Origin of the sequence: Paenibacillus hexagrammi, from assembly GCF_021513275.1 — a bacterium.
GTDB classification, from domain to species: domain Bacteria; phylum Bacillota; class Bacilli; order Paenibacillales; family NBRC-103111; genus Paenibacillus_E; species Paenibacillus_E hexagrammi.
In genome coordinates, this window is the sequence record NZ_CP090978.1 from 2,095,906 (window position 1) to 2,107,783 (window position 11,878).

The window sequence follows — 11,878 nt, forward strand, 5'->3', positions numbered from 1 at the left end:
TTGTTGCGTAATTTTGTCTGTCTTTGGGAAACCTTCTTCATAGGAGAAAGAAGGTTAAGAAGATGAAGAAGCAGATGACGATGAAATTTGACATATGGGTTATGATCTTAATCGTGCTTTGCTTAACGTCCTGCTCCGCACCAGAGAAAGGCAATCCTAATGAGATTATGCTGGAGGCCATTAGTGGCGTGAAGCAGCAGCAAAGTCTATATTTTCAGGGGATTTCCCAAGTCTCAATTGCGGGACATACAGTTTTTACTGCTAATGCGTTTGAAGGGCACAAAGTAGGAGAGCAACAACTGCTAATACAGTCAAATCGTTCAAAGGAGCAGCCATCGGATGAAGAGAATGTACTTATTCCGGTTAATCCGATAGATCAATTAGAGCAGCTTAGAGCTTTGAATGCTGTTCCGAGCTGGAATGAAGAACTGAGTAAGGGCGCGGCACGTGTTATGGATGTGAAGGTCGGTTCTGAAGTAATGACTCCCATTATTAAGCAGCAGTTGGAACAACGATGGGAAGCTCTGAACACAAAGGCCCGAAGCTTGACAAACAGTGAGTTAAGCAAGCTCCCAAAGGAACAAGGACAGCAAGTTAGCACGAATCTTGAGACTTTCATGAAAGAATCCAGATCCCAATTGGACGAAATGCTGGGTTCCCTCGCCGTCAATCGGTTATGTCGAATATGGCTGGATGCGTCCGGGGCCCAAACCATAAAACAGATGCAGATCACGACGATGATGGATTATAAGCAGGGAGGGGCAGAGAGGCAAGAAAGCTCGATCACAACGTTTCAATTTGATACAGTAAAAGCGCCTGCTGTGATACCAGATTCCTCTTCCTGAACTTGTCCGATCATGGTACAATGATTGGGTCTGAGGAGAGGGTGGTCGGAAATTGTCGTTTTTTACTAGAAAGAAGCTCGTACAAGCTTTTATGATTATCCTGCTTATTGCAGGTTTGCTTTATTTTCTGTTTGATACACATGCCGGAAACCGGATCTTGCATGGCAATATGCAGCAACTATCTGATTACTTAAGGTCTCTTGGTATTTATGGCAAATTATTAGGTATGGCGCTGGTCATTCTGCAAACCTTTTTTCCGTTTATACCTTTGTTCTGGTAGCCGGTACGAATGTGGTGATATTCGGCATACATTGGGGATTTTTCGTCAATTACATAATGGCTTGTGTAGGAGCCGTAGCATCCTTTTATTTTGCCAGGTACTATGGGCATGATTGGGTTGAACGCAGAATTCAGCGCTTTCCTGCAGTTATGCAGTTTAGCGAACGGATGGAGAAGCAGGGATTCTTTTATGTGTTGATCGGGAGGCTTATCCCTATCCTGCCTTCATCAGCGATTAATTACGCAGCGGGACTTACTAGGATGCCATTTACACAATTTCTGTACGGAACACTGCTCGGGAAGGCTCCGATTGTGTTTCTGGAATCCATGATTGCGCATGACTTGTTTCATTTTCATAAGTACAAAGGCAGGCTTCTCATGCTCGTAGTGGTATTTGTTATTTTGCTGATCATTGGGAATTGGTCAAAGAAAATGCTTACATCCAATAAAAAGTAAAGAGTGAGTATGGATATTGAAGGAAATATTTTTGTTGCGCTTACATGTATCTACAAGTTATCATAGAGGAAGCAAGTGACCCGATTTATATGTGAAAATGGAGGAATGTACTATGCCAAGTGCAAATAACGCAGCTATTGTTGAAATCTCCCAAACTGCAAACAAATTTAGATCGTCTATCGTTCTTCAATACGATAATAAGTATATCGATGTGAAAAGTATCTTAGGATTGTTCACTACGTTACTTAGCTCCAGTAACTATGATCTTCATGTACATGGCCCAGACGCTGATGAAGCTAAAAAAGCAATGGCTGATGTGTTTGCTAAGCATAGCCTAGGCGTTAACATTGTTGAAGAATAAATACATAAATTCAAAGAAGGTATCCTCGCAATCTCTGAGGGTACCTTCTCTTGTATATTCAGGCAATATCGCTTAATATAGATCATATAAGGACGGATGACTTAGCGTACAAGGGGGAAAGTTGGAATGTCTTCATCTGATCTATTGCTTAATTTGAATCAAAAAGCGCTCAGTCTTCTGCAAGAAGATGCCGATAAAATCGAAAAGCTGATTGAAGTACAGATGGCAAACTTGACGACACGTCAGTGCCCTCTGTATGAAGAAGTATTAGATACTCAAATGTACGGATTATCGAGAGAAATTGATTTTGCCGTTCGAGCAGGTCTATTATCTGAGACGGTTGGCAAGGAAATACTTAGCAAATTGGAACGAAATCTTGCACAGCTGTATGAAGCGCTAAATGCCAAAAAGTAACCCTACAAGCGGGTTACTTTTTTTGTCTTTCAGGACTTGCAGCTAAACTAAGAAGAAGACAACGCCCAGGATTATGTAAACAATCATAAGCAGCAGCCCTTCATACCAATTCGTGGAGCCGTCTTGAGAAATGGATTTGGTGATAAATACAGCTACACCAATTGCGGCTAGCTCATAGGTAGAGAACACGATATTCATCGGAGTTCCACCCATCAGAAAGCTAACTAAAACAAGAACAGGAGCAACAAATAAAGCAATCTGCAAAGAGCTTCCTATGGCGATCTCAACGGCAGCTCCCATTTTATTTTTCATAGCCATCATAACTGCTGCGCTGTGTTCTGCGGCATTGCCGATGATGGCAATCAGAAAGGCCCCGACAAACAGCTCAGAGAGCCCAAATCGATGAGTGACCTCTTCCAGTGTTCCCACAAGCCATTCGCTTGTGAAGGCGACCATGGCAGTTGCTAGAATTAAAAAGAGAATGGACGTTTTCTTTGACCAGGCGGGTTCTCCGTGCTCAATCGCTTCGTCGGATAAAATGTTCTTATGGGTGACCATAGAAAACAGCAGCCATAATAAATAAGCGGCAACGAGCAATATGGCGACGATCATACTCATTGACGAAGTCTCCTTCGTCGTAAGTCCTCTCGCGAAAACAGCCGGAATAAATAGAGCGATTACACCTAACAGCATCAATGATGAGTTATGTGAGGCGAGCTTTACATTGAAGGATTGCTCTTTATATTTAAGCCCTCCCGCAAAGACGCTCAACCCGAGAACCAGCAGCAGGTTACCGATAATGGAACCGGTCAAGCTGGCTTTTACAACATCAAACAAGCCGTCTTTGACCAAAAAGATTGCGATAATTAATTCGGCGGCATTTCCGAATGTTGCATTCAAAAACCCTCCCATACGCTCTCCGGCATAATGGGCCACACTTTCGGTTGCTTTGCCTAAAAAACCAGCCACGAACACTACAGCTATCGCTGATATTACGAATTGAACCGTATGATTCCATTGTAGATAATGCGCGGCGGCGCTGATGACGAACGATACAAGTAAGCCGAGATAAAACAATTTCCCTTTCAAATTTGAACCCTCCGACTGTAAAAAAATGTGATCAGTGTGTTGACGTATTTACTATACCGATTTTTCCATGTAAAGTAAATTCGATTTTCAGCAATGGGGCTTGTTCTTGCTTTCAGCAATTGAACTTATTACAATAGATTTATATCAAGTTTGGGGTGGATCCGTATGTCCGAAGACAATCAAACCGGTTTAATCCGCATTTCAGATGATGTTGTATCAACGATTGCAGGTCTTGCTGCTGTGGAAACACCAGGAATTGCAGGCATGTCAGGCGGCATTTCGGAAGGTTTGGCAAAACGTTTGAGCGGGAAAAACGTGCAAAAAGGCGTATCGGTCGAAGTCGGCCAGGTAGAAGCCGCGATTGATTTAAGAGTTATTGTTCATTATGGCTCCCGGATTCAGGATGTATGCCGGGAATTACAGGAAAATGTGAGAGAAGCCGTCGAGAATATGACGGGACTGTCAGTTGTAGAAGTCAATGTTAAGGTGGAAGGCGTTGCTTTCAAAGAAGATGACATCGATGACCCTCATAGAGTGAAGTAAATAGAAAAGACCCCGTTCGAATTAGACATTCGAGCGTGGTCTTTTTTTTACAGTCGTTTCTGTGACACGATGCTGCTCACGTGAAATACTAAGCAGCACGCCCATACTGATCAAGGTGGCCATCATAGATGACCCTCCGTAGCTGATAAAAGGCAGCGTAACACCGGTTAGTGGAATTGTGCTGGTCACACCGCCTATGTTGATGAATGCCTGAAAGGCGAACATGCCCATAATCCCAACTCCGGTTAACATGCCGAACATGTCCGGGCTACGGACCGCAATCAGAATTCCTCTCCAGATAAAAAGCAAATAAATGAGAATAAATATGGCGCTACCGATAAAACCGAGTTCTTCCCCAATGATTGCAAAAATGAAGTCATTATGAGCTTCAGGCAGGTAATGCAGCTTTTGAATGCTTTGACCGAACCCGGTGCCCGTTAAGCCCCCATGCCCGAAGGCAAGCAGGGATTGCACAACCTGATACCCTTTGTCCAGATGATCAGACCAGGGGTCCATGAAATACGTTAATCGGTCCAAACGGTAGTTATGCTCGGATGAGGAGCCCTTTAAGATAAATATAGCGAAGCCCATCAGCCCGATGGTGCCAAAGCCTGCTGCTAAATAGAAGATGTGCTTGAGATTGGAGCCTCCGACCATGATCACGATTGCGGAGCCGACGAGAAGAATCATGCAAGACCCCAGATCGGGTTGAAGCATAATTAAAAAGCATACGAATCCGACAACCAGGAGAGCGGGAAGGAGCCCTTTTTTGAAATCTCGAAATTTCTCTTCCTTGTTACTGATCAACGCAGCCAAATAGAGGACGATAGTGAGCTTAGCGAATTCAGTAGGTTGAATACCGAAGGCTCCAATATAAAACCAACTGTTGGCGCCTTTGGTATTTTCACCGATAAATGGCACAAGCGTAAGCATCACGATGACGACGAAGAATACTGGAATGACCAGTTTCTTAAACTTGGAGTAATGGATGTTCATGCAGAAGAGCATACCGACGGCACCCATGCCGACAGCCAAGAGCTGTTTCTTGGTAAAAACCCATGGATCTCCGTGGTTGGCATAAGCGCTTGTCGCAGAGCTGGCGCTGAATACCATGGCTAGTCCGAAACAGACGAGCGCCAATGTGAGAAAGAGCAGCGGAAAGTCCGGCGTTCCTCGACGAGGGGGATTCATAAGAAATCCCCGCTTATTCGGCTAGTAATTGCTTTAGCTGCGACAGCTTTTGCTGAATAATTTTGTTGACGGAATCTGGCAGAGTTACGTTATAGTCCAAGCCATGAGGGAATGTTTCTCTTCCGACGTAGGCATCCTCTAGATAAAGGACAGCGTAAGGGGATTCCAGCTTACCGGATTCTACGCGAGCATTTACACGTAAGAAGTAGACAGCTTTACCAGATTTATCTTCAATTTTAAGATCGTATGTAGCGCGGGTGTATTCCCATTGCCAACGAACAAATCCCAATTTGGATGTCACTTCATCAAGGTGAGCAAGATCGCTCTTCAAACCTTTTAAACCTGTAGTTTCAATAATCACTTTTTAACGCCTCCATATTGTACGTATGCATTCTTTATTCATGATAGTATGTTTCCAGTGCTTGTGCAAGTGAACAGTATGTTGCAATTTCAAAATGTGACTGCAACCTAGATATGCCAGTTCTAGATGAAACAAATCCTTATATTTGATAGAATAGGATTCAAAGAAAGCACTGATTTTATCAGTCAAGCTTATTAGTTGAGGCGGAGGATTCGTCCTATGAATGAAATGTTGAACGGGTTACAACAAATCTATGATGAAATGGTGAGCTGGAGACGTTATTTGCACCAGCACCCAGAGCTTTCGTTTCAAGAGTTTCGTACAGCCGAATTTGTAGCCGAGCACTTAACGGGCTGGGGAATAGAAGTGAGAAGGCAAGTAGGGGGGCGGTGTTGTAGGCTTGCTTCGCGGCAAAGGGACAGGACCAACTGTAGCTCTTCGTGCAGATATGGATGCTCTGCCGATCCAGGATGAAAAAGACTGCGAGTATGCGTCCAAAGTAAACGGTGTTATGCACGCTTGCGGGCATGATGCCCATACGTCAACGCTGCTCGGTATTGCTAAATTTGCAAGTCAACACCGTGATGATTTAAAAGGGAACTTAGTGTTTCTATTTCAACACGCAGAGGAAACAACACCCGGAGGAGCAGCTTCAATGATTGAAGACGGAGCTCTGGATGGAGTTGACGTCGTGTTTGGCGTTCATTTGTGGACTCCGTTCCCGATCGGTCAAGTATTCTGCAAAGCAGGTCCCATGATGGCAGCTCCTGATGAATTTATGATTCAAATTAAGGGGAAAGGCGGTCACGGAGGGCTGCCGCACCAAGCCATTGACAGCGTCCATGCCGGAGCCCAGCTTATCGTGAACCTGCAATCCATCGTCAGCCGCCAAGCGGACCCTGTCGAGCCTTGTGTGGTCAGCATCGGATCCTTTCACGGTGGAAGCACCTTTAATGTTATTGCCGAAACAAGTACGCTAACAGGCACGGTTCGCACTTTCAACCCTGAGCTGCGCAAGAAGGTCCGCATCAGCTTGGAAAAGATTACAGATGCTACTTGCAGCATGCTGAATGCAAACTACAAACTGGAGTATAAAATGGGCTACCCTCCTGTAATTAATGATGCCGCAGAAACCGCGCGTTTCTTCAGAGTGGCCAATACCGTTTTTGGTGAAGCCGCGGTGCACGAAAGCCCGCTGATTATGGCTGGAGAAGATTTTTCCTATTATTTACAGCATAAGCCTGGCTGCTATATGTTTGTTGGCGCTGGAAATTCTGATCAGGGGATCGTCCATCCGCATCATCATCCAAAGTTTGATATTGATGAACGTTCCATGCTGAATGCAGCTAAGCTGCTGCTTGCAATGGCTTTGGATTATATGGAATGAATCATTTTTCCTCTTTCGACAGACGATATGGGTGAAGCAGATTACTCCGCCTTTGGAGTAGCTCTTTCCAACATCGAAGGAGGTTGTGTCCAGTGGCAGCGAAAACAATTAAAGAGATTATGGCTAAAGATTGTGTGACCGTTACTCTGCAGGATAATGTATTCGAAATTGCGACAAAAATGAAACAGCATGACATTGGTTTCGTTCCTGTTGTAGAAGGCAAAAAGCTGATAGGGGTTGTGACGGACCGTGACTTGGTCATTCGCGGCTATGCCGAGAAGAGATCCGGCTCTGCTGCAGTTAAAGACGTTATGACAGATGGAATTGCTACGATTGATGCCAACACAACTGTGGAAGAAGCTGCGAAATTGATGGCGAAGGAGCAGATTCGTCGTCTGCCTGTCACAGAGAACGGAGAGCTAATCGGCGTTGTGGCCATTGGTGACCTGGCTGTTCGTAACAACACTCAGGATGAGGCTGGACAGGCATTGAGCCAAATTTCCGAAGATAAAACCCCTGTTGGCACTCGTTAATTTTAATATTTCATAGCGAATTCTGAAGAACTGAGGTCGTATTTCCATAGGGAGATACGGCTTTTTTTATAATCGTGACTAACGGTCAAAGAATGCAATAAGGTGGTCAATCATCGACAAGAAGCATTCAGCGGTCTTGTGTTACATTGATAACGTGTTCAACAACGAAATTAAGAAATGAGAAGGTGACATAAAGATGGAGCTAGTACGAATTGGTATGATTGGCCTCGGGAATATGGGGACAGGACATGCGAAATACTTAATCAATAAGGAAGTAAAGGGAGCAGTCTTGACAGCAGTATGTGAGCCCAGACCCGATCGCTTGGAATGGGCAAGGGAAAACCTGGGACCAGATGTACAGCTGTTTGAGAATTTAGAAGAGTTTCTTTCATCCGGTGCTATGGATGGCGTATTAATTGCAACGCCGCACTATGATCATCCAGATGTCGCGATCCGCGCTTTTCAACACGGCCTCCATGTTCTATGTGAAAAACCGGCTGGTGTGTATACCAAACAAGTGCGTGAAATGAATACGGCAGCTGCGGCATCAGGCAAAGTGTTCAGTATGATGTACAATCAGCGGACAAACCCGTTATATACAAAGCTCAAAGATTTAGTATCCTCGGGGGAGCTAGGTGAGGTCCGCAGAACGAATTGGATTATTACGAACTGGTACCGCTCCCAAAGCTATTATGATTCAGGCGGCTGGCGTGCAACTTGGGCGGGAGAAGGCGGCGGAGTTTTAATTAATCAGGATCCGCATCAACTTGACCTGTGGCAGTGGACGATCGATATGATGCCGAAGCGTGTTCGTGCATTTTGTTACTTTGGCAAGCATCGCGACATTGAAGTGGAAGATGATGTGACGGCCTTCGTTGAATATGAGAACGGCGCTACGGGCTTGTTCGTGACGACAACCGGTGAAGCGCCTGGAACCAATCGTTTCGAACTGTCGGGCGACCGCGGCAAAATTGTCGTTGAAGATGGGAAGCTGACATTCTGGAGATTGCGCCAATCTGAAAGGGAATTTAATCAGACGTTCCGCGGCGGGTTTGGCAGTCCGGAGTGTTGGAAGTGCGAGATCCCGATTGAGGGGCAGGAAACCGGTCATAAGGGAATCACACAAAATTGGGTGGATGCCATTCTAAACGGTACACCGCTTGTTGCTCCAGGTGAAGAAGGCATTAAAGGGCTCATGCTGTCCAATGCTATGCTGCTCTCCACGTGGACGGATAACTGGGTTGATCTCCCGATTGATGAAGAATTGTTTTACCACCATCTACAAGAGAAAATCAAAACATCTAAAGCCAAGAAAAACGAAGCTTACAGAACATTTGAAGTATAGAGAAAAAGGAGTTGAGAGAGCTTATGCAAAAAAATGATGGCATGAACTATGCGCCTAAGGGAAAACCGAGTCCGGTTGTCGGCGAAGGAGAATTTACCTTTGCAGCGATTGGTCTGGATCACGGACATATTTATGGGATGTGTAACGGCTTAATAGAAGCAGGCGCGATGTTAAAATGGGTCTATGATCCGGATCCGGTCAAAGTGCAAAGGTTCTGTGATACGTATCCCCAAGTGCAATCGGCTGCTTCCCGAGCAGCAAGTTCTGGAAGATCCTGAGGTGAAGCTTGTTGCCGGTGCAGCTATTACCTCAGAGCGTTGTGCTCTGGGTCTACGTGTTATGGATGCCGGTAAAGATTATTTCACAGACAAAGCGCCGCTCACGACTCTTGAACAGCTTGCTGCCGCCAAAGCAAAGGTAGCTGCTACAGGGCGCAAATACGCTGTCTACTACAGCGAACGGCTTCATGTTGAAAGCGCGGTGTTTGCCGGTCAATTGATTCAGGAAGGTGCGATCGGACGCGTTGTTCAAGTAATGGGCCTTGGGCCGCACAGACTAAATGCACCTTCTCGTCCGGAATGGTTTTTCGAGAAAGAGAAGTACGGGGGAATCCTTTGCGATATCGGCAGCCATCAGGTAGAGCAGTTTTTGTTCTATGCAGGGTGTAAGGATGCGAAGGTTGTTAGCAGTAAAGTAGCCAACTATCATAATAAAGATTATCCGGAGCTGGAAGACTATGGTGACGCGACGCTAGTCGGGGACAACGGCGCGACACAATACTTCGGGTCGATTGGCTGACGCCAAAGGGTCTAGGCACTTGGGGAGACGGACGTACGATTATATTGGGAACAGAAGGCTATATCGAGCTTCGTAAGTACATAGATATTGCTCGGGATTCCCAAGGGGATCAGCTGTACTTGGTGAATGAACATGGCGAGCAGCATTTCAGTTTAAGCGGCAAGGTAGGTTATCCTTACTTTGGTCAGCTTATTCTGGACTGCATCCATCGTACGGAAAATGCTATGACGCAGGAGCATGCATTCAAAGCGGCAGAGCTGTGTCTGATTGCGCAGGAGCAGGCCATTCGGGTTGAGTAGTCCCGCATAAGGATTCAATGAATGCGCGCATCGGCTTGGAAATTTGTTTCTTCACATGATAGCAAAGGTGAACCATGAGTTTGAATGCCGGGTAGTGGAGCGGTAAAGCCGCCAGCTGCCCGGTTTTTATTTCGTTTAACACAATAGTCTTCGGGATGATGGAAATACCGAGGCCGTGCATGACGCACTTTTTGACAGTTTCATAATTATTAATTTCATAAGGGATCGTGTACTTAACTTGCCGGCTGCGCAGCATTTGTTCAAATAGCCTCCGGCAGCGGCATCCTTGCGTAGACATGAGCAGCTCGGTGCCGTTCAAGTCAGCAGGATGAACTACGTCTCGTTGTGCAAGAGGGTGGTCGGGATGAGCGATAAGGATGAACTCCTCTTCTCTGATGGGTTCGAACCGTAGGTCCGGATCCAACAGACTATCCTCTACCACGAACCCCATATCGCATTCCCCGGCTTTGATTGACCGGTAGATATCATTCTCTGCTACCTCGCCTAGTACAATGCTGAATTGCGGATACAATTTCTTGAATGAGCCAAGATACGGCGGCAGCATATAAGATGCCAGCGTTGTCTCGAATGTGCCCAAAATAAAGCTGCCTGCAGTTTGGCCCGCAACGGATACTTTGGACTCCTCATACAGCCTCACCAATTTGGCGGCATATCGAAGAAGCTCTTCTCCAGCCGGGGTAGGCTTCATCTTTTTCCCGATACGTTCGAACATCTCGATGCCGTAATCCGCTTCAAGTTTTTGTATTTGTGACGTGACACTGGACTGAGCATAGCCCAGCATGTCGGCTGCTTTTGTGAAGTTTTGCCATTTTGCCACTTCAAGCGCTGTCTTGTAAACGGATATGTCCATGCTGCTGGTCCTCCCCAACCATCTGTTTTTTCGATGGAAACTATCAATTATTATAGATAACTCTGGAAGTTATGGCTATGGTAAAATCAATCGCAACCAGAGGATAGGGGAGACATAGATGTGGAATCCATACGAAATAGAGAAAAGATACGAAGATCATGTCAGAAAATTAGAGCATCGAAACCGTTACGCTCATTGGTACGGAAGCAATCGGAAAACGATACGAATCACAGCTGGTTTAGCAGGCAGCGCTGCTGGTATTACGTTGATACTGGCAATTCGCTGGCTTGCCTCATAAAAAAGAGCCATAGATGCGTTAAGCTGCTGCTTAACGCATCTATGGCTCTTTTTTCTGATGAATTTATTGGGATGACTTTCGGAAGCCTTGCGCCACAGCATCCTCTTCGGTGCAGAACATCATTTCCGCATGGGTTTGATCATAATATCTGCCGCCGGGAACATGGTAGATCTTCTCGTTGCGGGCGTTTATATTACCTTTGATTTTCGGTTCTTTGCATGATGGAGTAGGTGAAGGGGAAGTTACCGGACCACTCCACAGGCCTTTGTTCTGTTCCCGCGCAAGCCGTTCCAATCCTGCGAATTTCTTCGCATAGGTAACATTGGGAGGCACACTCATCGTATTAGCGTAGCCTTCCATGAGAAGGATCTCATTGAACATAACAGGATTATTCTTCATAAACACATACCTCAATAATCGACCGTACTTGTCGGTATTTCCGACGTCAGAGAATAAATAAACAGCTTGATTAGAGAGCTGCTTTTTACTATAGTCGCTGGCTTCACGGCCGTAATACTGTACTTCTCCATAAACCTCCGGCGTATTTACACCAATCAGTCGAACTTTTTCACCTGCATTCGTTTCAAACGTATCCCCGTCAATAACCCGCTTGACCGTATCCGTAGAGACGGACTTCTGCTTTAACTCAGGGTAATTCTTCAGGATTTGACGAACGAATTCATCTTTCGGAGAAGATGTTTGGGAATCTAGGTGAGTAGAGCAGCCCGTGAGTATCAAAAGAATAAGTAATACTGGATGCAGGTACGATTTCATGTGGGCTCCTCGGTATGTAAGTAGAATGAATGAC

At 45.6% G+C, this 11,878-nt stretch carries 14 protein-coding genes and 2 pseudogenes; 11 read left to right on the forward strand and 5 right to left on the reverse strand.

All coding sequences use genetic code 11. The features are described 5' to 3' along the window. Positions 1-62 precede the first annotated feature (62 nt). The 5 genes from L0M14_RS09090 to L0M14_RS09110 all read left to right on the forward strand — a co-directional run bounded on the left by L0M14_RS09090 (position 63) and on the right by L0M14_RS09110 (position 2,355). Positions 63-845, forward strand: coding sequence for a hypothetical protein (locus tag L0M14_RS09090; RefSeq protein ID WP_235121816.1), 783 nt, complete (start codon positions 63-65; stop codon positions 843-845). A 52-nt stretch (positions 846-897) separates the two neighbouring features. Continuing rightward, positions 898-1,125, forward strand: coding sequence for a hypothetical protein (locus tag L0M14_RS09095; RefSeq protein WP_235121817.1), 228 nt, complete (start codon positions 898-900; stop codon positions 1,123-1,125). A 14-nt stretch (positions 1,126-1,139) separates the two neighbouring features. Continuing rightward, positions 1,140-1,580, forward strand: coding sequence for a TVP38/TMEM64 family protein (locus L0M14_RS09100; protein WP_235121818.1), 441 nt, complete (start codon positions 1,140-1,142; stop codon positions 1,578-1,580). 112 nt (positions 1,581-1,692) lie between these two features. Beyond that, on the forward strand, positions 1,693-1,941 hold the full coding sequence (locus tag L0M14_RS09105; RefSeq protein WP_235121819.1) for an HPr family phosphocarrier protein: 249 nt from the start codon (positions 1,693-1,695) through the stop codon (positions 1,939-1,941). 126 nt (positions 1,942-2,067) lie between these two features. Further along, positions 2,068-2,355, forward strand: coding sequence for an Fpa/YlaN family protein (locus L0M14_RS09110; protein WP_235121820.1), 288 nt, complete (start codon positions 2,068-2,070; stop codon positions 2,353-2,355). Positions 2,356-2,397: 42 nt separating this feature from the next. Here the strand turns inward: L0M14_RS09110 and cax are convergent, their stop codons facing one another. After that, entirely contained in the window at positions 2,398-3,444 is a 1,047-nt protein-coding gene (gene cax, locus L0M14_RS09115) for a calcium/proton exchanger (protein WP_235121821.1), read from the reverse strand. 165 nt (positions 3,445-3,609) lie between these two features. Between cax and L0M14_RS09120 the strand changes: the two genes are divergently transcribed. Then, positions 3,610-3,987, forward strand: coding sequence for an Asp23/Gls24 family envelope stress response protein (locus L0M14_RS09120; RefSeq protein ID WP_235121822.1), 378 nt, complete (start codon positions 3,610-3,612; stop codon positions 3,985-3,987). 21 nt (positions 3,988-4,008) lie between these two features. Here L0M14_RS09120 and ftsW read toward each other — a convergent pair whose 3' ends face one another. Both ftsW and L0M14_RS09130 read right to left on the reverse strand, forming a co-directional pair. Further along, positions 4,009-5,178: a putative lipid II flippase FtsW gene (ftsW, locus tag L0M14_RS09125; RefSeq protein WP_235121823.1), complete on the reverse strand. Its 1,170-nt coding sequence runs from the start codon at positions 5,176-5,178 to the stop codon at positions 4,009-4,011. Positions 5,179-5,191: 13 nt separating this feature from the next. After that, on the reverse strand, positions 5,192-5,539 hold the full coding sequence (locus L0M14_RS09130) for a YugN family protein (protein WP_235121824.1): 348 nt from the start codon (positions 5,537-5,539) through the stop codon (positions 5,192-5,194). A gap of 219 nt (positions 5,540-5,758) precedes the next feature. Here L0M14_RS09130 and L0M14_RS09135 point away from each other — a divergent pair. The 4 genes and pseudogenes from L0M14_RS09135 to L0M14_RS09150 all read left to right on the forward strand — a co-directional run bounded on the left by L0M14_RS09135 (position 5,759) and on the right by L0M14_RS09150 (position 9,901). Continuing rightward, a pseudogene (locus tag L0M14_RS09135) lies at positions 5,759-6,926 on the forward strand (amidohydrolase). A 119-nt stretch (positions 6,927-7,045) separates the two neighbouring features. Next, the gene (locus L0M14_RS09140; protein ID WP_235122859.1) at positions 7,046-7,459 is read left to right on the forward strand and encodes a CBS domain-containing protein; all 414 of its coding nucleotides are present in this window, start codon (positions 7,046-7,048) and stop codon (positions 7,457-7,459) included. Positions 7,460-7,655: 196 nt separating this feature from the next. After that, the gene (locus tag L0M14_RS09145) at positions 7,656-8,804 is read left to right on the forward strand and encodes a Gfo/Idh/MocA family protein (RefSeq protein WP_235121825.1); all 1,149 of its coding nucleotides are present in this window, start codon (positions 7,656-7,658) and stop codon (positions 8,802-8,804) included. Positions 8,805-8,827: 23 nt separating this feature from the next. Then, positions 8,828-9,901, forward strand: a pseudogene (locus tag L0M14_RS09150) (Gfo/Idh/MocA family protein). Here L0M14_RS09150 and L0M14_RS09155 read toward each other — a convergent pair. Further along, positions 9,846-10,772: a LysR family transcriptional regulator gene (locus L0M14_RS09155; RefSeq protein WP_235121826.1), complete on the reverse strand. Its 927-nt coding sequence runs from the start codon at positions 10,770-10,772 to the stop codon at positions 9,846-9,848. The pseudogene L0M14_RS09150 and the gene L0M14_RS09155 overlap by 56 nt on opposite strands. A gap of 118 nt (positions 10,773-10,890) precedes the next feature. Between L0M14_RS09155 and L0M14_RS09160 the strand changes: the two genes are divergently transcribed. After that, positions 10,891-11,070, forward strand: a complete 180-nt coding sequence (locus tag L0M14_RS09160) for a hypothetical protein (RefSeq protein ID WP_235121827.1) — start codon at positions 10,891-10,893, stop codon at positions 11,068-11,070. Between the two features lie 63 nt (positions 11,071-11,133). Here the strand turns inward: L0M14_RS09160 and L0M14_RS09165 are convergent, their stop codons facing one another. Beyond that, positions 11,134-11,844, reverse strand: a complete 711-nt coding sequence (locus L0M14_RS09165) for a thermonuclease family protein (RefSeq protein WP_235121828.1) — start codon at positions 11,842-11,844, stop codon at positions 11,134-11,136. Positions 11,845-11,878: the final 34 nt, after the last annotated feature.

Excerpts from the sequence above, each read along its gene's own strand:
- L0M14_RS09110 (WP_235121820.1), top strand. The coding sequence starts at position 2,068 with ATGTCTTCATCTGATCTATTGCTTAATTTGAATCAAAAAGCGCTCAGT.
- L0M14_RS09090 (WP_235121816.1), top strand. The coding sequence starts at position 63 with ATGAAGAAGCAGATGACGATGAAATTTGACATATGGGTTATGATCTTA.
- L0M14_RS09105 (WP_235121819.1), top strand. The coding sequence starts at position 1,693 with ATGCCAAGTGCAAATAACGCAGCTATTGTTGAAATCTCCCAAACTGCA.
- ftsW (WP_235121823.1), bottom strand. The coding sequence starts at position 5,178 with ATGAATCCCCCTCGTCGAGGAACGCCGGACTTTCCGCTGCTCTTTCTC.
- L0M14_RS09120 (WP_235121822.1), top strand. The coding sequence starts at position 3,610 with ATGTCCGAAGACAATCAAACCGGTTTAATCCGCATTTCAGATGATGTT.
- L0M14_RS09160 (WP_235121827.1), top strand. The coding sequence starts at position 10,891 with ATGTGGAATCCATACGAAATAGAGAAAAGATACGAAGATCATGTCAGA.
- L0M14_RS09145 (WP_235121825.1), top strand. The coding sequence starts at position 7,656 with ATGGAGCTAGTACGAATTGGTATGATTGGCCTCGGGAATATGGGGACA.
- L0M14_RS09155 (WP_235121826.1), bottom strand. The coding sequence starts at position 10,772 with ATGGACATATCCGTTTACAAGACAGCGCTTGAAGTGGCAAAATGGCAA.
- L0M14_RS09140 (WP_235122859.1), top strand. The coding sequence starts at position 7,046 with ATGGCTAAAGATTGTGTGACCGTTACTCTGCAGGATAATGTATTCGAA.
- L0M14_RS09165 (WP_235121828.1), bottom strand. The coding sequence starts at position 11,844 with ATGAAATCGTACCTGCATCCAGTATTACTTATTCTTTTGATACTCACG.